The organism is Lentzea albidocapillata subsp. violacea (genome assembly GCF_900100275.1).
In the GTDB taxonomy this organism is placed as follows: Bacteria; Actinomycetota; Actinomycetes; order Mycobacteriales; family Pseudonocardiaceae; genus Lentzea; species Lentzea violacea.
The window spans coordinates 47,589-67,703 of the sequence record NZ_FNET01000004.1 but is presented as its reverse complement, the minus strand read 5'-3'; the positions used below and the strand labels follow the sequence as shown (position 1 = coordinate 67,703).

General features: G+C 69.0%; 22 protein-coding genes and 1 pseudogene. 11 read left to right on the top strand and 12 right to left on the bottom strand.

The annotated features are described in order from the left end of the window. Positions 1-10: 10 nt before the first annotated feature. The gene (locus BLR21_RS10795) at positions 11-2,581 is read right to left on the bottom strand and encodes an excinuclease ABC subunit UvrA (protein ID WP_256334619.1); all 2,571 of its coding nucleotides are present in this window, start codon (positions 2,579-2,581) and stop codon (positions 11-13) included. 174 nt (positions 2,582-2,755) lie between these two features. Beyond that, positions 2,756-3,124 (bottom strand): winged helix-turn-helix transcriptional regulator, encoded by a 369-nt coding sequence (locus BLR21_RS10790; RefSeq protein ID WP_090005701.1) that lies wholly within the window; start codon positions 3,122-3,124, stop codon positions 2,756-2,758. Positions 3,125-3,277: 153 nt separating this feature from the next. Between BLR21_RS10790 and BLR21_RS10785 the strand changes: the two genes are divergently transcribed. Then, positions 3,278-3,649 (top strand): winged helix-turn-helix transcriptional regulator, encoded by a 372-nt coding sequence (locus BLR21_RS10785; RefSeq protein WP_090005700.1) that lies wholly within the window; start codon positions 3,278-3,280, stop codon positions 3,647-3,649. A 138-nt stretch (positions 3,650-3,787) separates the two neighbouring features. Further along, positions 3,788-4,192 (top strand): nuclear transport factor 2 family protein, encoded by a 405-nt coding sequence (locus BLR21_RS10780; RefSeq protein ID WP_090005699.1) that lies wholly within the window; start codon positions 3,788-3,790, stop codon positions 4,190-4,192. A 65-nt stretch (positions 4,193-4,257) separates the two neighbouring features. On the opposite strand, the gene BLR21_RS10775 is transcribed toward BLR21_RS10780, so the two are convergent. Beyond that, the gene (locus tag BLR21_RS10775) at positions 4,258-4,587 is read right to left on the bottom strand and encodes a winged helix-turn-helix transcriptional regulator (RefSeq protein ID WP_090005698.1); all 330 of its coding nucleotides are present in this window, start codon (positions 4,585-4,587) and stop codon (positions 4,258-4,260) included. Between the two features lie 63 nt (positions 4,588-4,650). Here BLR21_RS10775 and BLR21_RS10770 point away from each other — a divergent pair, with 63 nt between their 5' ends. Then, positions 4,651-5,502, top strand: a complete 852-nt coding sequence (locus tag BLR21_RS10770; protein ID WP_090005697.1) for an NmrA family NAD(P)-binding protein — start codon at positions 4,651-4,653, stop codon at positions 5,500-5,502. Between the two features lie 194 nt (positions 5,503-5,696). Continuing rightward, positions 5,697-6,215 (top strand): type 1 glutamine amidotransferase family protein, encoded by a 519-nt coding sequence (locus tag BLR21_RS10765; protein ID WP_143027680.1) that lies wholly within the window; start codon positions 5,697-5,699, stop codon positions 6,213-6,215. 68 nt (positions 6,216-6,283) lie between these two features. Here the strand turns inward: BLR21_RS10765 and BLR21_RS10760 are convergent, their stop codons facing one another. Further along, positions 6,284-7,054: an MBL fold metallo-hydrolase gene (locus tag BLR21_RS10760; RefSeq protein WP_090005695.1), complete on the bottom strand. Its 771-nt coding sequence runs from the start codon at positions 7,052-7,054 to the stop codon at positions 6,284-6,286. Positions 7,055-7,136: 82 nt separating this feature from the next. Here BLR21_RS10760 and BLR21_RS10755 point away from each other — a divergent pair, with 82 nt between their 5' ends. After that, positions 7,137-7,745 (top strand): CGNR zinc finger domain-containing protein, encoded by a 609-nt coding sequence (locus BLR21_RS10755; protein ID WP_176929578.1) that lies wholly within the window; start codon positions 7,137-7,139, stop codon positions 7,743-7,745. A gap of 21 nt (positions 7,746-7,766) precedes the next feature. On the opposite strand, the gene BLR21_RS10750 is transcribed toward BLR21_RS10755, so the two are convergent. From BLR21_RS10750 to BLR21_RS10740, 3 genes are all read right to left on the bottom strand, one after another. Then, on the bottom strand, positions 7,767-8,171 hold the full coding sequence (locus BLR21_RS10750) for a hypothetical protein (protein ID WP_090005693.1): 405 nt from the start codon (positions 8,169-8,171) through the stop codon (positions 7,767-7,769). 100 nt (positions 8,172-8,271) lie between these two features. Beyond that, positions 8,272-8,928, bottom strand: coding sequence for a response regulator (locus BLR21_RS10745; RefSeq protein WP_090005692.1), 657 nt, complete (start codon positions 8,926-8,928; stop codon positions 8,272-8,274). After that, a complete protein-coding gene (locus BLR21_RS10740) occupies positions 8,925-10,028 on the bottom strand; it encodes a sensor histidine kinase (RefSeq protein WP_256334618.1) in 1,104 nt (367 codons plus the stop codon). The genes BLR21_RS10745 and BLR21_RS10740 overlap by 4 nt, the downstream gene beginning before the upstream one ends. A gap of 308 nt (positions 10,029-10,336) precedes the next feature. Here BLR21_RS10740 and BLR21_RS10735 point away from each other — a divergent pair, with 308 nt between their 5' ends. Together BLR21_RS10735 and BLR21_RS10730 are read left to right on the top strand one after the other, a co-directional pair. After that, a complete protein-coding gene (locus BLR21_RS10735) occupies positions 10,337-10,888 on the top strand; it encodes a protein disulfide oxidoreductase (protein ID WP_256334617.1) in 552 nt (183 codons plus the stop codon). Then, positions 10,885-11,736 (top strand): cytochrome c biogenesis CcdA family protein, encoded by an 852-nt coding sequence (locus BLR21_RS10730; RefSeq protein WP_090005691.1) that lies wholly within the window; start codon positions 10,885-10,887, stop codon positions 11,734-11,736. The genes BLR21_RS10735 and BLR21_RS10730 overlap by 4 nt, the downstream gene beginning before the upstream one ends. Positions 11,737-11,739: 3 nt before the next feature. On the opposite strand, the gene BLR21_RS10725 is transcribed toward BLR21_RS10730, so the two are convergent. The 3 genes and pseudogenes from BLR21_RS10725 to BLR21_RS10720 all read right to left on the bottom strand — a co-directional run. Next, positions 11,740-12,171, bottom strand: coding sequence for an SRPBCC family protein (locus BLR21_RS10725; protein WP_176929577.1), 432 nt, complete (start codon positions 12,169-12,171; stop codon positions 11,740-11,742). A gap of 144 nt (positions 12,172-12,315) precedes the next feature. Next, positions 12,316-12,606 carry a proprotein convertase P-domain-containing protein gene (locus BLR21_RS44665; RefSeq protein ID WP_420843877.1) on the bottom strand — a complete coding sequence of 97 codons (291 nt, stop codon included), beginning with the start codon at positions 12,604-12,606 and terminating at the stop codon, positions 12,316-12,318. An 81-nt stretch (positions 12,607-12,687) separates the two neighbouring features. Then, positions 12,688-13,476, bottom strand: a pseudogene (locus tag BLR21_RS10720) (S1 family peptidase); the annotation flags it as partial. 347 nt (positions 13,477-13,823) lie between these two features. Between BLR21_RS10720 and BLR21_RS10715 the strand changes: the two are divergent. From BLR21_RS10715 to BLR21_RS10695, 4 genes are all read left to right on the top strand, one after another. After that, complete coding sequence (locus BLR21_RS10715; protein WP_256334615.1) at positions 13,824-14,921, top strand: S1 family peptidase; 1,098 nt, start codon at positions 13,824-13,826, stop codon at positions 14,919-14,921. Positions 14,922-15,243: 322 nt separating this feature from the next. Continuing rightward, on the top strand, positions 15,244-17,586 hold the full coding sequence (locus tag BLR21_RS10705; RefSeq protein WP_176929576.1) for a right-handed parallel beta-helix repeat-containing protein: 2,343 nt from the start codon (positions 15,244-15,246) through the stop codon (positions 17,584-17,586). 224 nt (positions 17,587-17,810) lie between these two features. Beyond that, the gene (locus BLR21_RS10700) at positions 17,811-18,158 is read left to right on the top strand and encodes a YciI family protein (protein WP_090005687.1); all 348 of its coding nucleotides are present in this window, start codon (positions 17,811-17,813) and stop codon (positions 18,156-18,158) included. Then, positions 18,155-19,366 carry an RNA polymerase sigma factor gene (locus BLR21_RS10695; protein ID WP_090005686.1) on the top strand — a complete coding sequence of 404 codons (1,212 nt, stop codon included), beginning with the start codon at positions 18,155-18,157 and terminating at the stop codon, positions 19,364-19,366. The genes BLR21_RS10700 and BLR21_RS10695 overlap by 4 nt, the downstream gene beginning before the upstream one ends. Before the next feature lie 73 nt (positions 19,367-19,439). Here the strand turns inward: BLR21_RS10695 and BLR21_RS10690 are convergent, their stop codons facing one another. Both BLR21_RS10690 and BLR21_RS10685 read right to left on the bottom strand, forming a co-directional pair. Further along, the gene (locus tag BLR21_RS10690; protein ID WP_090005685.1) at positions 19,440-19,736 is read right to left on the bottom strand and encodes a hypothetical protein; all 297 of its coding nucleotides are present in this window, start codon (positions 19,734-19,736) and stop codon (positions 19,440-19,442) included. A 26-nt stretch (positions 19,737-19,762) separates the two neighbouring features. Next, positions 19,763-20,095 carry a WXG100 family type VII secretion target gene (locus BLR21_RS10685; RefSeq protein ID WP_090005684.1) on the bottom strand — a complete coding sequence of 111 codons (333 nt, stop codon included), beginning with the start codon at positions 20,093-20,095 and terminating at the stop codon, positions 19,763-19,765. Between the last annotated feature and the right edge of the window lie 20 nt (positions 20,096-20,115).

Below are 20,115 nucleotides of genomic sequence, written 5' to 3'. Positions count from 1 at the left end.
CCTCGAGTGTTCAGCGTGGCGCGGAAGTCGTCCGCGACACTCGGCGGTCCTGCGCGGCGGCGAGGTGGTCGCGCAGGTACCGGGCGGTGAGGCTGCCCGGTTCGCGGGCGAGGAGCCGAGGCGTTCCGGTGGCGACGATGGTGCCCCCGGCCGTCCCGCCGCCTGGGCCCATGTCGACGACGTAGTCGGCGTTGGCGACCATGTCGAGGTCGTGCTCGATGACGATGACGGTGGCACCCTTGTCGGTGAGGCGCCCGATCACGGATAGGAGCGTGCGGATGTCGAGTGGGTGCAGACCGACGCTGGGTTCGTCGAGGACGAAGAGTGCATCGGTCTGGTTCCGGTCGAGTTCCGACGCGAGTTTGAGCCGCTGCGCTTCACCGCCGGAGAGCGTCGTCGTGGCTTCACCGAGGGTGAGATAGCCCAGCCCCAGGTCGACGAGCGTCTCCAGCCGGGTGCGGACCCGGCGCATGTCCCGGACCTGTTCGACCGCCTGCCGGACGGTGAGGGCGAGCAGGGCGGGCAGGGAGATCCCCTCCGCGCCCGCACCGCGCCGGTAGTCGCTCGCGGCCGGGGCGTAGCGGGAGCCTTGGCACTGCGGGCAGACGATGTCGACGTCGGGGAGGAACTGCACGTCGAGCGACACCTGGCCGGTGCCTTCGCAGCGGGGACACCGCAGCGATCCGGTGTTGTAGGAGAAGTCGCTCGCGGTCAACCCGCGCTCCTGTGCCGCCGGGGTGGCCGCGTAGGCACGCCGGAGCTCGTCGAGGACGCCGCTGTAGGTGGCGACGGTGGAGCGGACGTTCACGCCGATGGGAGTGGCGTCGACGACGTTGACCCTGGCGATTCCCTCGGCACCGATTGCCTTGACCCAGCTGGGAAGCCGGCGGCCGGAGGCGGTCGCTTCGAGCGCCGGGACGAGGCTTTCGAGGATGAGCGTGGTCTTTCCCGACCCGGACACACCGGTCACCGCGGTCAGACGGCCTCGCGGGAGGTCGAGATCCAGGGCGTGCACCGTGTGCAAAGGGTGCGTGGAGAGGTGGATGCGGCCGCGGTCGAACACCTCGTCACTGTCAGGCTGCGGCCGCACGACGACCGGTTCACGCCCGGCGAGGAAGCCGCCCAGCAGGGACCGCGGGTGCTCGGCGAGGGTGGCCACGTCGCCGGTGGCGAGGACGCTCCCGCCTTCGGCGCCGGAGCCGGGGCCGATCTCGATGAGCCAGTCGGCCTCGCGCAGGACCTGGACGTCGTGGTCGACGAGCACCACGGAGTTCCCGTCCTTCAGCAGGTCACGCAGGACGCCGAGCAGTCCATCCACATTGGACGGATGCAGGCCGATGGAGGGCTCGTCCAGCACGTAGAGCACACCCGTCGTCTCGTTGCGCACCGCGCGTGCGAGCTGGACACGTTGCCGCTCACCGGTGGACAACGTCGAGGACGCCCGGTCGAGGCTGAGGTAGCCGAGACCCAGGTCGACCAGGCGGCGCGCGGTCCGCAGCAGCTGGGCGACGATGCTCCTCGCCATCGGGACCATGTCCTGCGGCAGGGTGTTCTCGATCCCGGGCACCCACGAGACGAGCTCGTCGAGGGTCTTGGCCGTGGCGCCGGCGAGGCTGATCCCGTCGACCTGGGACGCTCGTGCCTGTTCGCTCAATCGCGTGCCTTGGCAGGTGGGGCACCCCTGGGTGCTGATGAACCTGTTCACCCGGTTCAGCCCGCGCTCGCTGGTGGCGTTGTCCAGTGCTTCCTGGACGGCCTGCCGGGCGTTGCGGTAGGTGAAGTTGAGCTCGAAGAGCTTGCCGTTCTTGGACGGGACGCTGATGTGCCGCTTCTCCGCCGGACCGTGCATGACGATGTCGCGCTCTTCGGCGGTCAGATCCGCGTAGGGCACGTCGGCGCGTACCCCGAACTCCGCGATGACCTGTGGCATCACCGTCAGGCCGAACATGGACCACGGAGCCACCGCCCCTTGCGCGATGGTGAGAGAGGTGTCGGGGACGAGGCGTTCCTCGTCGATCTCACGGACGACCCCGGTACCCGTGCAGTGCGGGCACGCGCCATCGGAGTTGAAGGCCAGCGACTCCGCGCCCGGCGGGTAGAACGAGACGTCGCACACCGGGCACGTCAGGTCGAGGTTGAGGGCGACGTCGATCGTCGGCTGCTGGCGGTGACCGTTCGGGCAGCAGTGCGAACCAAGCCTGGAGTACAGCAAGCGTAGGACGTTCAGCAGCTCGGTCGAGGTGCCGAACGTGCTGCGCACGCCGGGAACACCAGGGCGCTGCCGCAGAGCCAGCGCGGCCGGGACGTGCCTGACGCTGTCGACGGCTGCTCGCGGGGCCTGCGACATCCGCCGGCGGGTGTAGGTCGACAGCGCCTCGATGTACCGGCGGGACCCTTCCGCGTACAGGACTCCCATCGCCAGCGACGACTTGCCGGACCCCGACACCCCGGCCAGCGCGACGAGCTTGCGCAGCGGCACCGTGACATCGACGTTCCGCAGGTTGTGCACCCGCGCACCGCGCACCTCGATCGCCTCAGGCTGATCGCCGTCGTCCATCAGCATCACTTCCGTCGGGTCCATGAGCCTTCCGCAGAACTTGATTCCGAGGAAACTATACTCGGTCGACAGCCGGACGCCCGGACCGGCCCGCGGCGCTGCACCACGTCGGCGTCGGCTGACCGCGAAGCGAAGGAGTTCGTGATGGCCCCGTCGTCCCGACCGGACGGTCTCTCGACATGAGCGCCGCGAGGTTGTTCAGCTGCGAGTGTCGTAGGCCTCACGTGCCGCGAGCACCTGTTCGATGTGCTCCTCCGCCCAGCGGTTCAGTGCCCGCAGCGGAGTGCGCAGGGTGCGCCCCAGCGGGGTCAGCTCGTACTCGACCCTGGGCGGCACCTCGGCGTACACGTGACGGCTGACGAGTCCGTCGCGTTCCAGGTCTCGCAGCGTGTCCGTGAGCACCTTGCCGCTGATTCCGTCCACAGTGGAGCGAAGATCGGAGAACCGGAGCCTGCCGTCACCCAGCGCGGAGACGATCATCGCGGTCCACTTGTTCGCGATGCGGGCCAGCGAGGTTCGCGACGGGCAGGTCGCCGTGAGCACGTTGAACGCGGGGTGCTGGGGCACGGCCGCACCCCCTTCTCGGTTGCGTTCAGACAGCAGGTTACTGCAATGAACTATAGGTTCGTGAAGCCAATTCCAGCAAGGTACGGGCAGGAGTACTCATACTCGCCGCAGCGGGCTGGTCACCTCAACGTAACCGATGAACGGATGTGGCCCATGTCGCAGAACTCCGGGTGGTCCGCGTCCGCGGCGATCTGGTCGACTCGCACCTCGTTGGCGCGCCTGGACAACAAGTGGTCGGCGCTGGTGGTGATCGCCCTCGGCCGTGGCAGCGGACTGCGGTTCGGCGACCTGCGGACGCTGGTCGAGGGCGTCAGCGCGAAGGTGCTCACCGAGACGTTGCGCGGCCTGGAACGCGACGGGCTCGTCGCCCGCCATGCGTACGCCGAGGTGCCGCCCAGGGTCGTGTACGAGCTGACTGAGCTGGGGTGCAGCCTGCACGCGCCGATGCGAGAACTGGGCGACTGGGCGGAGCGGCACGCCGAAGAGGTCCTCGCGGCGCGCGAGGCGTTCGATGCCGCCCGTTGACCTGTCAGTCCTCAAAGGACTAATGGGCCACCAGAACGTTTGTGACGTGCGTCACAAAGGGCCTTCAGTTACGTTGAGGTAACTGGGCACCAATAGTGACTATTAGGCCATCGCAACGAACTCTCGAAAGGATCTCCGATGACTGAGTCGACCGGACCGCTGGCGATTGTGGGCAAGTACTTCGACGCGTTGGCCGCCAAGGACTTCCCCGCGGTCGCCGGCTTGTTCGCCGAGGACGTCGTGTGGCACCAGCCGGGTGCCAACCAGTTCTCCGGCACGCACCGCGGCGGCGCCGCGGTCGGTCAGCTGCTCGGCGGCATGATGACCGCCAGCGAAGGGACGTTCGAGCTCTCGCTGACCGGTCCGCTGATGGTCAACGGCACGATGGTCGCGGTGCCGATCCACTTCAGCGGCAAGCGCGAGGACGCGACGATGGGCCAGGACGGCGTCGACCTGCTGCGCGTCGAGGGCGACCGGATCGCCGAGGTGTGGCTGTTCTCCTCCGACCCGGAGTCCGAGGACGCCTTCTGGGGCGCTGCCTGAGTTGTGCGGAGATGCCGGCCGGCAGTGGAAACCCTGTCGGCCGGCATGGTCTGAGAACAGCCGCGTCACTGCGCGGGAACGGGTTCCGGGATCGACAGTGCCCAGGTGTTCATCGCATCGAGGACGTCGCGGAGTCCTTCGCCGAGCGGGGTGAGCCGGTACTCGACGCGCGGAGGGATCTCGGGATAGGCGGTGCGGACGACGATGCCGTACTTCTCGAACTGGCGCAGCCGGTTGGTCAGGGTGTGCGGACTGATGCCGGGCAGGGCGTCGCGCAGCTCGGTGAACCGGCGGGTGCCGCTCAGGAGCTCGCGCACGACAAGGGTCGCCCACGGCCCGTTGAGCAGAGCGAGAAACCGGGCGACGCCGCATTCCGGCAGGCAGGAGTCCGTCACATTTTGAGTATATGCCATTGGTGCAGTTGATGTAACTGGTGCATCGCATGCACTAATGGATCCATGACCTACGTGATCCACGGCGCCACCGGCGCCCAGGGCGGCCCTGTCGCCGCCGCACTCATCGCCGCGGGCAAGTCCGTGGTGGCCCTGACCCGCAAGGCGGATGTCGTCGTGCCCGGTGCGCGGGTGGTGGCCACCGACTGCTCCGCCGTCGCGGAGCTGACCGAGGCCTACCGTGGCGCCGAGGGTGTGTTCGTCCACCTCCCGATCGGGCCGGAGGACGATCGCCTGGCCTATGCGCGCAACATCGCCGACGCGGTCCGCGCGGCCCGGCCGGCCCGTGTGGTGTTCTCCACCAGCGGTTTCCCGGTCGACGCCCCGGTCGACGGTGCGAACTCGGTCTCGACGCTGGCCGGCGGGCTGGCGGACAGCGGTGTCTCCCACGCGGTGATCGCGCCTGAGCTGTTCCTCGAGAACCTGTTGCTTCCGCCTGTCGTCGGACCGGCGCGTGAGCAGGGAGTGCTGGGTTATCCGCTGCCCGCCGGGTTCGAAGTCTCGTGGGCGTCGCATCTGGACATCGCCGACGCCGCGGTCGCGCTGCTGGAACGCACGGACGTCAGTGGTGTGGTCGCCGTGGGGCAGTACCCGGCGGTGACCGGGCCGGAGCTGGCCGAGGCTTTCGGTGCCCGGCTCGGACGGGGCGTGGTCTACCGGGCCATCACCCCGGAGGAGTTCGGCGCCTCCATCGCGCCCCTGATCGGGGAAGGCCCCGCCACCGGCGTGGCGGAGAGCTACCGGGCGATGGCCGCGCTCCCCGGCCGCCCGATCGACCCGGAACGCTCCGCCCAGAAGCTGCTCGGCCTGGTGCCCCGCAGCACGAGCCAGTGGCTGGCCGACATCGGTCTGGAGTGACACCGTTCGGGGACCTTCAGTCCTGGTTGTACACGCCTGCGGTTCCGCGCTGAAAACCTCCGCAACTCCTCCGGGAACTACCGGTGAGTTCGAGCCGACTCACTCATGAGAGGGCTCTCATTTGGAGGTATACCTTGGAACGCCGTACTTTCCTGCGTGCGTCCGCGTTGTCGGCCGGGTTGACGGCGGCGGGCGTGCCTGCCGTCTCGGCGGCGGCGCCGTTGCGGGTGCAGATCCTGCTCTACGAGGGTGTGGAGGAGCTGGACTCCATCGCGCCTTTCGACGTGCTGTCCATCGCCGCCACCATGGGCGGCGCCATCCAGACGACACTGGTGTCGATCACCAAGCCGACCACGGTCACCGCGTCGAGAGGGCTGCGGATGGAGGCGCCGCGCGGGTGGTCGCCCGCGAGGGCTTCGCTGTCCGAAGTGGACCGAAGCCGCCACGGCAGGCGAGCACGTGACCCTGGCTGTGTCCGAAGTGGACAGAGTGCGGGCGCCTGCTGGCACCAGTGTCTGTCCGCTGTTCTCGCTGCCGCGCTGGAACAGGAGGATGCCGCCGATGACAGCCACCGCGAGCACGACATACGAGTTGCCTCTGGTTCATCGTCCGATTGCGACCTGTGTCCGTCCAACTGGTCGGATGGAGGCCGCCGTAGTTCCCTGATGTCTTCCGGTCACGTGAGAATCGGTATCCCGATCAGCGCAGCATGACCGGAAGCCAGAGTGCCGGTTCGCCGAAGGACGCCTTCTGGGACGCCCCCGTCCCGTAGGGCGTCAGCTCAGTTCCACTGTAGACGGTCGGACAGCCCCGCGGCGGCGAAGGCGGCTTCGAGGTCGTCGCGGCCCTCGGTGAAGTGGGCCCAGCCCTCGTAGTGGACCGGAACCACCCGGCGAGCGCGCAGGATCTTGGTCGCCTCGGCGGCCTGGGCACTGTCCAGGACGAGCGGCCGGCCGTCGAAGAGACCGGCGAAGCGCGGCGCACCAGCGAAAAGCACGGCGGTGTCGATCGGGCCGAATCGCCCGGCGATCCGCTCGACGGCGTCGAGCGAGGCGTTGTCGCCGCTGACGTAGACGGTCGGCAGGCCTTCTCCGGTCAGGACGAAACCGACGACCTGGCCCGTGAACGGCTCGATGTCCTCGTGGCTGCCGGGACCGTGGATGGCGGGCACACCGGTCACGGTGACCGTGCCGCCGCCGGGACGCTCCAGCTGGACGGACTCCCAGTCGGCCAGCCCCTTGGTCCTGTCCCCGAGGCGCTGCTCGGCACCGGGAGTGGTGAGCGTGAGCGGGACGTCGGCGAGCAGGGCCCGGCCGGCGTTGTCGAGGTTGTCGGCGTGCTCGTCGTGGGAAAGCAGCACCACGTCGACACGGCCCAGGTCGGTGGGCGCGACCTGGGAGTGCCCGGTCTTGGTCAGGACCGCGCCCCCGCCTGCCGGGTAGTCGCCCGGTCCGTCGAAGGTCGGATCGGTCAGGAACCGCAGGCCGCCGTACTCGAAGAGGGCGGTCGGGCCGCCGAAGACGCGGACGGGGAACGCGGGAGCAGAAGTCACGGGAAAGGTTCCTCACGGTTTGGGTGTGCGATATCCGTGAGGGTCACGGTAGTGATTCTCACGGACTGAAGCAACCCGTACCATGAGGTCCGTGGACGAGAGCGTGACGACAGAGGCGGCCTGGCCGCCCGTGCCGGGCGAGGAGCAGTACTCGTCGCTAGCGCTGGCCAACAGCGCCATCGCGCTGCCGGGCAGACGCGTTCTGGATCTCCTCGACACTCCCGCGCAGACGAACCAGTGGCTGACCGAACACGGCCTCGCACCGGTCGACATCGGCATGCGGGACATGTGCGCCACGCAGCTTCGTTCGCTGAGAGAACAGATCAGGGCCCTGTTCGACGCCCGCGTCGGCGGGCTGCCCGCCCTTCCCTCCGCCCTGTCCGCGGTCAACGACGCGCTGACCAGGGTCCCCACGGCGCCGCTGCTGCACTGGGACGAAAAGGCCGGCCCCTACCGGGCGACCCCCCACCCCACGACCGAGATCGTCGACCACGCGCTCGCGACCCTCGCCGCCAACGCGGCCGACCTGCTCACGGGCCCCGACGCGGAACGGCTCACCGCCTGCCAGTCCAGCCCCTGCAACCGTTATCTGCTCCGCCACGGCCGCCGCCAGTGGTGTTCCATCCGCTGCGGCGACCGTGCACGAGCCGCCCGCGCCTACGCCCGGCGCGCTCAGCCCCAGGCGGACTGAGCAGGCGCAGTCGAGGGCTGGTCAGCAGCTGTACTCCTGGCGCCGGCGCAGCATCGCGATCAGCATGGCCGGGAGCATCAGCACGTGCCCGGCGCCCATCAGCGTCATCCCCGGCAGCACGCCGGCCCAGTAGAACGGCAACAGGACCAGGAACGGCACGTACATCGCGGCGGACATCTCGATGATGCTCGCCCAGCCGTGGCGGCGGATCCTCATCCACAGCGCCATTCCCAGCGACATGTTGGTGGCCATCACCAGTACCTGCGCGGTCATGACATCGGACAGGCCCGGCCAGGCGAACGACCAGACCGGCCCGAGCACGACCATTCCCACCAGCATGGCGACGACCATCTCCAGGAAGTGCAGAGTGAAGCGCAGCACCGGACGTGCCCGTCGTGGCGATCCGGTGGTCGGCTCCGCACTCATGAGCGCTCCTTCTGGACGAGGTGTTGGGGGCCTGATCCTCTGTCCTGCGGAGAGCGCCGTCAGGTGCCGAAGGTCATGTCCGGGGTCATGACTCCCGCGGTCAGTACAGGCGGAGTTCCCTGGCCCGCAGCGCCGCCTGGGTGCGGTCGCGCACCTGGAGCTTGGACAGCACGCTGGTGACGAGGTTCTTCACCGTGCCCTCGGCCAGGAACAGCTTCCCGGCGATCTCGCGGTTGCTGTGTCCCGCGGAGAGCAGCCGGACGACGTCGAGTTCGCGTTCCGACAACGGCACGGCCGGCGGCGGGGCCTCCTCGTGCGGCCACCGGGCCACCCTGGCCACGAGCTTGGCCGCGACCGACGGCTGCAACGCCGACTCGCCACGCCGGGCCGCGACCAGTGCCTCCACCAGCCGGGTCGAGGACACGTCCTTGAGCAGGTAACCGACCGCACCGGCGCGAAGCGCCGCGAACACGTCCGCGTCATCATCGAACGTGGTCAACGCGAGCACCCGCACCTCCGGCTGCTCGGCGCGCAACCTGGCGGTCGCCGCGATGCCGTCCAGCACCGGCATCCGCAGGTCCATCAGGACCACGTCGGGACGAAGCTCGGCGGCCAGTCGGACGGCCTGCTCGCCGTCGCCGGCTTCACCGACCACCTCGATCTCGGGCTGAACCTCCAGCAGCGCGGCCAAAGCCTCCCGGAACAGGGCCTGGTCGTCGACGATCAGGATCCGCACGGCGGAGTCCGGCGGAGTCACCCCGGCACCTCCACGGTCAGCGTCACGCCCTGCCCGGCCGCCGAGTCGACCGACACCCGCCCACCGAGACCCGCGATCCGCTCCCGCAGGCCGACCAGGCCGAACCCGCTGTCCGGCAACGGTTTCTCCAGCAGCCCTCGGCCGTCGTCGCGCACCTCCAACCGGACCAGGTCGACGTGACCGAAGTCCAGGGCGACGGTGACGGCAGTCGCGTCCGCGTGCTTGCGGACGTTGGTCAGTCCTTCCTGCGCCGCCCGGAACAGCGACTCCTCGACCTCGGCGCGGACCGGGCGAGCCGCGCCGCGCACCTTCAGTTCGGTCGGCACACCCGCGTCGGACACCTCGCCGGCCAACGTCCGCAGGGCGTCCACCAGCGGAGCCGGCCGGGGTTCGCGCAGCGTCGCGACCGAGCGGCGGACTTCCGCCAGCGCTTGTTTCGACTGGTCCTGCGCCTTGGCGAGCATCCCGTCCAGCCGCTCGACGCCGGCGGTGTGGATCTGGGCACGCGCGGCCTGCAGGAGCATCTGCACGACGGTCAGGTGGTGTCCCAGCCCGTCGTGGAAGTCGCGGGCGACCCGGTTGCGTTCCTGAGTGACGGCGAGCTGCTCGGCCTGGGCCGCGTACCCGCGGAGCAGTTCGTTGACCGCTGCCAGTGCGGCCCTGGCGCGCTGCTCCCGCACGAACAGTTCGGTCACCACGACGGTGAAGATCGTGACAGCCAGGGTGCCGAGACCTTCACGCAGTCCGGCGACCCAGTCCATTCCCAGGTGCACCAACGGAATCACCGCGGCCACCACGACGGCGGCGGGCAGTGGCAGCAGCAGCACGCTCTGCGCGACCAGGACCACCAGCAGCAGGACCGACCCGACCGCCGCGCCGGACACCCAGAACAGCGCGAAACCAAGCGCCAGCTGGATTCCGGCGTACACCACGGCGAACGCTCTGTCGCGGCCCTCGACGAACCGGAACCCGGCGATGGCGAGCACGGCGAAGGCCAGTCCGAGCAGCATCGTCGGCACGAGCCGCTGCTCGAACATCGACGAGCCCAGCGGCAGCGTCGCGCACGCGACGACCGTCAGAATGCTCAGCGTCCTCTGCACGCGCTCACTGTGCTGGACCGTGAACGCCGTGGTCAACCGGGCCGCGCCGGCTGTGGTCAGAGCAGTGCTTCGGCGGTGATGGGGAAGTCGCGGACGCGGCGTCCGGTGGCGTGGAAGACCGCGTGGGCGATGGCGGGTGCGACGGACATGGAGAACCGGTCGTGCACGGCCCCGGTGTAGGTCCCGATCGCTTCGAGGTGGCTCGGTCGCTCCGCTGCGAGACTCCCACCGTCAGCACTTCGTAACATCTTTCGCCCGGCGCGGCGGGGCAGTATCTCAACCAGCAGCAGCCGACGGAAGGTTACGGAATGTTCTCCATGCGCGCGGTCGTCGCCGCGTTCGCCCTGACGTTCCTGGTGGGGTGTGGTGCGCAACCCGGCTCCGCCCCGACCACGGCGCCCACGTCCACTTCCGCGTCGTCTCCGGCCACCGCGTCGAGCGGACCGGTCGCCGATGCGCCCGAGCAGCTGCGGTTCACCGCCAAGACCGTGGACGGTGCCGAGATCTCCGGCGAGAGCCTGGCAGGCAAGCCGGTGGTGCTGTGGTTCTGGGCACCGTGGTGCCCCAAGTGCCAGCGCGAGGCCCCCGGAATGTCCAAGGCGGCCAAGGAACTCGGCTCCTCCGTGACGTTCGTCGGCGTGGCCGCGCTGGACCAGGTGCCCGCCATGCAGGGCTTCGTGGACAGGTACGACCTCAAGTCCTTCCAGCACATCGCGGACACGGACGCCGCGGTGTGGAAGCGGTTCGGCGTGACCGCCCAGCCCGCCTACGCCTTCATCGACAAGGCAGGCAAGGTCGAGGTCGTCACCAGTCAGCTGTCCGAACAGGACCTCCGTGACCGGCTGACCAAGCTCGCATGACCGAGACGCTGCTTGTGGCCGTGGTCGCCGGCATGGTGGCCACGGTCAACCCGTGCGGGTTCGCCATGCTGCCGGCCTACCTCACCCTCGTCGTCACCGGCTCGGCCGACCGCACGCGAGCGCAGCTGCTGGCTCGCGCGGTCGGTTCCAGCGCACTGATGACGCTGGGCTTCGTGACGGTGTTCGGACTGTTCGGCGTCGTGGTCGCACCCGTGTTCGCCTCGGTGCAGCGTTATCTGCCGTTCGTCACCGTCGTGATCGGCGTGGCCCTGCTCGTGCTGGGCGCCCTGCTGCTGGCCGGCCGGGAGATCGCCCTGCTGGTCCCCAAGCCGCGCAAAGGCGCACCGAACCACACACTCGGATCGATGTTCGGCTACGGCATCGCGTACGCGATTGCTTCTCTGTCCTGCACCATCGGTCCTTTTCTTGCCGTGGCGGGCACTTCGCTACGTGGCGGCGACATCGGAGAAGGCGTTGCCGCGTTCGTCGCCTACGCCGCAGGGATGGGCCTTGTCGTGACCGCTCTCGCGCTGGCCACCGCACTGGCCAGCACCGCCGTGATCACCCGCGCCCGCAGCCTGCTCCCGCACGTCTCCCGGATCGGTGGCGCGCTGCTGGTTCTCGCCGGTCTGTACGTCACCTACTACGGGGTCTACGAACTTCGGCTGTTCCTCGGCGGCGCGGACCCCGCCGACCCCGTCGTCGACGCGGCCGGGACAGTGCAGAACACCCTGGTCACCTGGCTCACCGCCATCGGGCCACTGCCACCGCTGATCGCGCTGGTGGCACTGCTCGCCGGTGGCACGCTCCTGGTGCGCCGGCGCAAGGCCCACAACCGCGAGACATGATCCTCACGACTCCAGACAGGCACGCAACCGCTCAAGGTCGGCGGTGATGCTCTTGCGCACCTGGCGCGCCATGAAAGGCGTCGCCCAGCCGAAGAACCTGCCCGGCGCACCACTGGCATGTATCGCGACAAGCGTGCCTGCCGGTGCGTCCGCCAGTTCGTAGCGCACCGTCATCGGGAACGGCCGGTCGACCTTCAGCTCGACCAGCCGGTCTGGATCGTGTGCGGTCACGACATAGCCGTAGACGAACTCACGTCCCAGGAACCGGGCCGTGCGTTCCACGGCCGCGCCCTCCACGAGCGGCCCGGGCCGTGCGGGCCGGCTGGACGTGATCCCGCCGGTCCACTTGAGATCGTTGGCCGGGTCGAACATGAACGCCGCGACGTCGGAGCGCGATCGGCGAACGAGGACTTCGGGCCGGACGTCGACTGGCATGCGGCACCTCCGCGGTGAATCATCGTCCATCTCCGGGCGATGCGCCTGAGGACCTCTTGTGCGGGAACCGGAACAGGGCGGGCGCCCGCCGGGAAGTGGGTCTTCCGGCGGGCGCCCGCGTCGGTCAGGTTCGGTCAGGTTCGGTCAGAAGGTGAGCTTCCAGGAGTCGATGTAGCCGGTGTCGGCCGAGTACGTGTCCTGGACCCTGAGCTTCCACGTGCCGCCGGCGACCTCGGACGAGGCGTCGACCGTGTAGGTGGTGATCACGTTGTCGGAGGAGTCGTTGGAGGCGTTCTTCATCCGGTATGTCGTGCCGTCCGGCGCCACCAGGTCGATGACGAGGTCACCGCGGTAGGTGTGCTTGATGTCGACGCCGACCTTGAGGGTTGCGGGGGCCTTGCCGGTGAGACCGGTGACCGCGATGGAGCTGGTCACCGCGGCACCGGCGTCGGGAATGCTGACGTTGCCGGTGTTCTCGAAGACCTTGCCGGTGGGCGGGGGCGTGGGGCCGCCACCGAGCTCGGCGGCCTTGGCCGCGATGGCCGAGGCGAACGTGCTGACCTCGGTGTAGACGCCGGGGGCGTTGCGCCGGGCGCACCCGTCACCGTGGCTGACGATGCCGACCTGGATCCAGGCGTTGTTGTTGTCGCGGCGGAACATGGGGCCGCCCGAGTCGCCCTGGCAGGTGTCCACCCCGCCCTCGGGGTACCCGGCGCACAGCTCGGCGTTGAAGATCAGATCCCGGTAGTAGGAGCCCGAGTTCCGGCAGGTGGTGTCGTCCACGAACGGAACCTGGGCCTTGAGCAGGTACCGCGAGGCACTGCCGCCCTCCGAGGTGTCTCCCCACCCGGCGATGGTGAACGTGCCGGTGTCGAAGGACTTGGTGGTCGTGATGGGCAGGGTGGCCGCGCCGGTGATCGGGCTGGAGAGCTTGACCAGTGCCCAGTCACCGCCCTCGGAGGTCCCGTAGCCCGGGTACTTGTAGACGTAGCTCGACGTGCGCCTGGTGGCGGTCGAGTCCTGGAGATCCACCACACCGTAGGTGACGGTGATGGAGGTGTTGGGGCCAGTGGAACCCAGGCAGTGCGCGGCGGTCAGTACCAGCGACTCGCTGTACATCGCACCACCACAGCCCATCGACAAACGGACCATCCAGGGGAACTCGCCCTTGGCGGCGGGGCCACCGCCGACCACCTGGGGGGTCGGGTCACCGGGCAGGCTCGGCGGCGGGGCCGCGAAAGCCTGACCAGCCATGGCGGCGCAGGACATCGCCACGCCGGCGGCCAGGGCGATGACACGCCCCATTCTGGAGTTGTGCACGACAGTTCCTTCCCGCGACCGGCCCCGGTGGAGCAGCAGGGGAGGCCGGACGCGATGTGCAGGGATTCGGTTGCGCGGCCGTCGTCAACCGGCGCACTGATTGTCCTTAGCGGAAAGCCTTCGCGGCAATAGGACCATCGTCGGGAACTTTTCCCGTCTCGCTGTCGGATCTCCGGCGTTTGGTGCGGACACGACAGCCCTGCGCCACCGTGGCGATCAGCCGAACTTATGCCAAGTGTGATGGGTCCAGCCGTGCCGCGTGATCGCAGAATGACCTGCGCCCTGCGCCACCCTGCGCGCTGGGCGGACCCTGCATGGAAGGAGAAGCCGGCATGCGGCTTCGAAAGATCGCGGCTGCCGTGCTCGCGGCGGTGACCTGCACAAGCGGGTTGATCGCGCTGGCCGGTCCTGCCCTGGCGGCGCCCCCGAGTTCGACCGCGGACGACGTCCAGCCCTTCATCATCGGTGGAGAGCCCGCCACGGAGAACTACTCGTTCTACACCAAGTTGCTGAGCAACGGCCGGTTCGGCTGCGGTGGCTCGCTGATCGCGCCGCTGTGGGTCGTCACCGCCGACCACTGCATCGGCAGCGTCACCTCGGTGCGCATCGGCGGGACCACGCTGGGCGCGGGCGAGACCCGCAGCGTCGTTCAGCAGATCGGTGGCCCGAGCGGCTACGACATCGCCCTGCTGAAGCTGGGCAGCCCGTCCGCGCAGGCCCCGATCACCATCACCGAAACCGCGCTGAACACCGGCACGGCGGTGCGGATCATGGGTCACGGCCAGACCTGTCCGACCAGAGGCTGCGGCAGCGCGCCGAACCAGCTCATGCAGCTGGACACGTCCCTGGTCACCGGCTGCACCGCGAACTTCGTGCCGTCCCACGAACTGTGCGTCGGTGACGAGTCGGGTGCGGGCGCCTGCTACGGCGACTCCGGCGGTCCGCTGGTCGTGCGGGCCAACAACCGCTGGGAGCTCGGCGGGGCCACCAGCCGCGCGGGGCGCAACAACCCCGAGTGCGCGACCGCTCCGTCGATCTACATGAAGGTTCCCGCGTTCCTGTCGTGGATCGAGGGCCACACCGGTGACCTGGGCGGCGACCCCGGTCCCGGCCCCGGCCCCGGCAACTGCTCGGGGGAGACCTTCACCGGCACGCTGAGCTCCGGTTCGTCGGCGTACCAGCCCAACGGCAGCTACTACTACAGCGCGGCCTCGGGCACCCACCGTGGTTGCCTCACGGGTCCGTCGGGCAGCGACTACGACCTGTACCTGCAGAAGTGGAACGGGTCGACGTGGGCAACCGTGAAGTCCGGCGCCACCGAGGCGGCCAATGAGACCGTCGAGTACGCGGGCACCGCGGGCTACTACCGCTGGCAGGTCCACGCCTACAGCGGTTCGGGCAGCTACACGCTGAAGACCGACAAGCCCTGATGACGGCGTGCCCTCCCGCGGACCAAACGGGTCCGCGGGAGGGCATGCGCTCGCCCTTGATCATTTAACGCGGCTCGCCGAGGAGGCCGGCGGCACTGGCGAGGAACGCGGGAACCAGATCCAGACGGTGACATCGTTGTCTGCCGAGGGCAGTCGTCATACGACTGTTGACGTAATTCATATGACGACTTTAGGGTTCCGGCATCTGTCGCCGGCCCTGGAGGGAGTTCAACGCCGGTGCTTCAAGAGCGGCCGCCGCCCGCCCAGGAGCACCGCGCGAACGCCATTCGCATGCTCCCTCTCCAAGTCGAAAGTGAAGATGATGCGCAAACACAGGGTGGCCGTGGCCGGCGCGGTGGCGCTTGTGCTGGCCTCTGGGCTGGTTGGCACCGGTACGGCGCAAGCGGCAGCAGCGTGCACCTTCTACGTCTCCGCGTCGGGCAGCGACGGTAACGCCGGAACCTCACCGCATCGCCCGTGGGCGACCTTGGAACGGGCCCGCGACCACATCCGGCAGCGCGGGCTCAACAAGAACATGCGGGCCGACCTCGGCGTCTGCCTGCGCGGGGGCCGGCATACCCGGACGGCCACCTTCACCCTGACCGAGAAGGACTCGGGTTCCAACGGGTTCAAGGTCGTCTACCAGGCGCACCCGGGTGAGACGCCCATCATCGACGGCGGTAAGGCCGTCACGGGCTGGAAACAGGTAACCGACCGGCCGTACTTCGTGGCCGACGTGCCGGAGTCGGCGGGCTACGCCGACTACTTCCGGCAGCTCTACGTCGGCGGCCAGCGGGCTCAGCTGGCGATGGGCAAGGGCATCGTGGGCAGCGGCTTCTTCGACGAGGCAGCGATCCCCAACCCGCCGGCCAACCCGGAGCGGCCAACCCGCTCCTACGACGGTGTGCGGTTCCCGGCGGCCGGCGTTCCGGCGTACACCAACGTCCGCGACATTCGGCTGCTGCACATCGCGATCGGCTTCAAGATCGACTACTTCCCCGTCGTGGACATCAGCGCGAGCGGCGCCGACCAGCGGGTGCGCCTGGCGCAGCCGCACTTCCAGGCGCGGCTGAACCGCGACGACGGCTTCTCGCTGGACTACGACGACACCTACTACGTGCTCAACGCGTTCGAGGAGCTGGACTCCCCCGGCGAGTGGTACCTGAACCGGGCGACGAACAAGGTGTACTACTACCCGCGGGCTGGAGAGGACGTCAACCAGGCCGGGGCGTACGTGCCGGTGGTGGAGACGCTGGTGAACGTGGCCGGGTCCAGCCCGTCCGCGAAGGCGAGCGCGATCGCGTTCGACGGCATCACGTTCGAGCACGGCAACTGGCTGCTGCCTCGCGACCGGTTCATCGGCGGCACGCAAGCGGAGGCGCAGTACGCGGACGACCCCTTCAGGGATCCGAACCACGACGGCTACGGCGGCGAGGTGCCCGGGCAGATCAAGCTGACCAACACCAGGGCCATCACCTTCACCGGCAACACCGTGCGCAAGATGGGCAGCGGCGGACTGCAGTTGCTGACCGGAGCCGAGGACGTCACCGTCACCGGCAACCTCTTCCACAACCTGACCGCCGCCGGCATCATCGCCGGCCGGTGGATGGACGTGCACGTCGACGGCGCTCAGCGCACCAGGAACGTGACGATCAGCAACAACGTCGTGACCGACACCGGTGACGACTTCTTCCCGGCGACCGGGATCAGCCTGATGAACACCTACAACGTGGCGGTCACCCACAACCTCGTCTACGACACCGCTTTCATGGGCTTCCATCAGCGCAAGGCAGAGGAGACCAGCCTCCTCGACGGTGTGGACGGGATCGGCAAGACGACGTTCAGTCACAACGAGGTGTACAACGCCACGTCCAAGGTGTCCTGGGGAGTGCGCGACTCGGGGGCCGTCTACTCGTTCGGTTCGTGGCCGGGCAGCGTGGTCAGCCACAACTACGTGCACCACGCGACGTCGACCGCGAACTACTACAGCGACAACCAGAGTCACCAGACCCGCTGGGACTACAACGTCGGGCTGGGCGGGCGGTTCGACTTCTCCCCGCGTTACCGCCGGCCCCTGTCGGTGTACGCGTCGCACAACTACACCGACTTCGCCGACAACTGGCTCAGCGGGGCCATCTACGACGGCGACGGGCGACCGCACGTGGTGACAGGTGGTGCGTGGCCGGCCGAGGCGCGGACCATCATGAACCAGGCGGGCCTGGAACCGGAGTACGCCGCGCTGCGGCGGAAGGTGCCCGCGGAGAACCTGGCCGGCTACTCCACCGTGTCGCAGCGCGGTGCCTGGGACAGCGGCCTCGGCAAGCTGTGGGACGGCGTCACCGAGACCGGCGAGGCCAGCTCCGACACGAACGAGTCCTGGGTGCAGTTCGATCTCGGCGCCGACTACGAGCGGTTCGCCTTCACCATCCAGCAGGACAACTGCTGCACCTGGATGACCACCCACTGGAAGGTGCAGCGGTGGAGCGCCGGCCAGAACGCCTGGATCGACATCATGCCCTACCAGGCGATCGACACGGTGGCGCCGGTCGTCTACCGGCCGCCGGCCTATGTCGCCACCACTGCCATCCGGCTCTACGCGCGCAACAGCAACCAGAACGGAAGCGTCGGCGTGCAGGAGTTCGGCGTGACCGGCGTGCGTAAGTAGCGCAGCGGGCGGGCGTGGCGCAGCGGGCGGGTGCACCGGGTCGTGCGCCCGCCCGGCCGATCGGGTCGCCCGCGCGGCCTGCGGGCGAGCAGATCGCTGACGTGGCCACGGTAGACGGCGCGTCCGACGATTTCGGGCTTGGATGTCGAGAACCGGGTGACCGCTCCGACTACAGGCGAGCACCCGAACCGGGTGCCCCGGAAGAGAGCGCGGCAGGGAGCGACATGAAGTACATGATCATGATGTTCGGCGGGATCGGTACCACGCTGGAGAACCGGACGCCCGACTGGATCACGGGCATGCAGGACCACATGATGAAGCTCGACCAGGAGCTGAGGGACTCCGGCGAACTCGTGGCCAGCAGCAAGCTCATCGATCCGAGCCAGGCGAAGACCGTGCGCTTCCAGAACGGTGTGCCCGTGCCGACCGACGGCCCGTTCGCGGAGATCAAGGAGTCGCTGGCCGGTTACTGGATCATCGACGCCACCGAGGAACGCGCGCTCGAGGTCGCGGCGCGGGTGGTCGAGTACACCGAGTTCCCGATGGAGGTCCGGCAGGTCATGCACCTGTGACCGCACACGACTTCGAGGACCTGCTTCGCGAACTCACGCCGCAGGTCCTCGCCGCGCTCGTGCACCGGCACGGGCAGTTCGACGCGTGCGAGGACGCGGTGCAGGAGGCCCTGTCCGACGCCGTGCGGCAGTGGCCGGTCGACGGCGTACCGGACAACCCGCGATCCTGGCTGCTCACCGCGGCTGGCCGGTCTCTTGTGGACGCGTGGCGCAGCGACAGCGCCCGGCGCCGCCGTGAGGTGATGGTCGCGGCACTCGAGACGTCCGCGGAAGTGGCCGGCCAGGACGACACCGTCCTGCTGCTCTTCCTGTGCTGCCACCCCGCCCTGTCGCCTCCCTCGCAGCTCGCGTTGACCCTGCGCGCGGCCGGCGGGCTGACCACCGCCGAGATCGCGACCGCGTTCCTGGTCCCCGAAGCCACGATGGCGCAGCGCATCAGCCGGGCCAAGCAACGGATCCGGACCGCCGGAGCGCGGTTCGAACTACCGCCGGAAGCGGAGCGGCCGGAACGCCTGGGCGTCGTGCTGCACGTGCTCTACCTGATGTTCAACGAGGGCTACACCGCCAGCAGCGGACCGGAGCTGAGCCGTGCCGATCTCACTGCTGAGGCGATCCGGCTGACGCGCGTGCTGAGACAACTGTTGCCTGGCGAGTGCGAGGTCGCGGGTTTGCTGGCGTTGATGTTGCTCACCGACGCACGCCGCCCGGCACGAACGGACAGCGCCGGGGCGATCGTGCCGCTGGCCGGGCAACGCCGGGACCTCTGGGACGCCGTGATGATCGCCGAGGGTGTCGCGCTGGTGGAGCGGACGCTCGGCACCGGTCCGATCGGCCCGTACCAGCTGCAGGCGGCCATCGCGGCAGTACACGACGAGGCCCTCACCGCCGACGCCACGGACTGGCCGCAGATCCTGGCTCTGTACGACGTACTCGTCCAAGTCGCGCCAGGCCCGGTGGTCACGCTCAGTCGCGCGGTCGCTGTCGCCGCCGTGCACGGCCCTCGGGCAGGACTCGCCGTGCTCGGCACGCTCGCGGGAGACGACCGCATCATGCTCGGTCACCGGCTGGAAGCGGTCCGGGCGCATCTCCTCGAACAAGCAGGAGATCTCGTGGCGGCCCGCGAAACGTACTCGCGCGCGGCGAGAATGACGGCGAGCCTGCCCGAACAGCGCTACCTCACTCTGCGGGCCGCCGGCTTGTCCACGTGAACGTCGCGACAGTGAACGCCGCCGTCTGACGAAGGGCGCGGGCAGGGCCGGCTGCGCCCTTCGTCACGGTGGCTCAGATGGTGATGGAGCCGATGCGGCCGCGCGACGAGGCCACCATCGTCTGGAACTCGTCGTTCGTCCGCCCGACGCCACCACCCAGCGCCTGCAGCATCGCGTTGTGCGCCGTGGAAACCTGCTTCCACGCGGCGTTCACCTCGCCGAACTGACCACCCGCGGTGTCGAGCCAGTTCGCCTCCGCGATGCCCGCTTCCCGCTGCCAGGTCTCCATCTCCCCGGCCACCTTCGCGGCCGTGTCGAGGATCTGCTGCGTCATGTCGCCGAGCTGGGTGAAACTTCCCTTGATCACCATGATGATCTCCTTGTGGTGAACGGTGGTCAGGCCTGCAGTGCGCCGCCGAAGGGACTGTGCCCGGCGACGGAGGTGATGCCGGTGGCACTGGCGTCGTCGGCGCTTTCGTAGGTGGCGACGGCGACGGTGGTGTTCTCGCCCAGGCCGGTCAGCGCGTTGACGAGCCTGGTGACGCCCTGTTCCCACTGTTCGTAGACGGGCACGAAGGCCTGGTACGCCTTTCCCTCCCACTGGCCTGCCAGCGCCGACACCGGGTGCCCCAGCTGTCGCTGGTGGACCTGGATCTGCTGCGCCGTGCTGTCGGCCATCTGTGCTGCCCGCGCGACGATCTCCGGATCGAGATGAGCCTGATCCTGCATTGGAGCGGTCCCCTTTCCGT

Coding starts and splice junctions, on each gene's coding strand:
- BLR21_RS10795 (WP_256334619.1), bottom strand. CDS start 2,581: ATGGACCCGACGGAAGTGATGCTGATGGACGACGGCGATCAGCCTGAG.
- BLR21_RS10785 (WP_090005700.1), top strand. CDS start 3,278: ATGTCGCAGAACTCCGGGTGGTCCGCGTCCGCGGCGATCTGGTCGACT.
- BLR21_RS10780 (WP_090005699.1), top strand. CDS start 3,788: ATGACTGAGTCGACCGGACCGCTGGCGATTGTGGGCAAGTACTTCGAC.
- BLR21_RS10770 (WP_090005697.1), top strand. CDS start 4,651: ATGACCTACGTGATCCACGGCGCCACCGGCGCCCAGGGCGGCCCTGTC.
- BLR21_RS10755 (WP_176929578.1), top strand. CDS start 7,137: ATGAGGTCCGTGGACGAGAGCGTGACGACAGAGGCGGCCTGGCCGCCC.
- BLR21_RS10750 (WP_090005693.1), bottom strand. CDS start 8,171: ATGAGTGCGGAGCCGACCACCGGATCGCCACGACGGGCACGTCCGGTG.
- BLR21_RS10735 (WP_256334617.1), top strand. CDS start 10,337: ATGTTCTCCATGCGCGCGGTCGTCGCCGCGTTCGCCCTGACGTTCCTG.
- BLR21_RS10730 (WP_090005691.1), top strand. CDS start 10,885: ATGACCGAGACGCTGCTTGTGGCCGTGGTCGCCGGCATGGTGGCCACG.
- BLR21_RS10725 (WP_176929577.1), bottom strand. CDS start 12,171: ATGCCAGTCGACGTCCGGCCCGAAGTCCTCGTTCGCCGATCGCGCTCC.
- BLR21_RS10715 (WP_256334615.1), top strand. CDS start 13,824: ATGCGGCTTCGAAAGATCGCGGCTGCCGTGCTCGCGGCGGTGACCTGC.
- BLR21_RS10705 (WP_176929576.1), top strand. CDS start 15,244: ATGCGCAAACACAGGGTGGCCGTGGCCGGCGCGGTGGCGCTTGTGCTG.
- BLR21_RS10700 (WP_090005687.1), top strand. CDS start 17,811: ATGAAGTACATGATCATGATGTTCGGCGGGATCGGTACCACGCTGGAG.
- BLR21_RS10690 (WP_090005685.1), bottom strand. CDS start 19,736: ATGGTGATCAAGGGAAGTTTCACCCAGCTCGGCGACATGACGCAGCAG.
- BLR21_RS10685 (WP_090005684.1), bottom strand. CDS start 20,095: ATGCAGGATCAGGCTCATCTCGATCCGGAGATCGTCGCGCGGGCAGCA.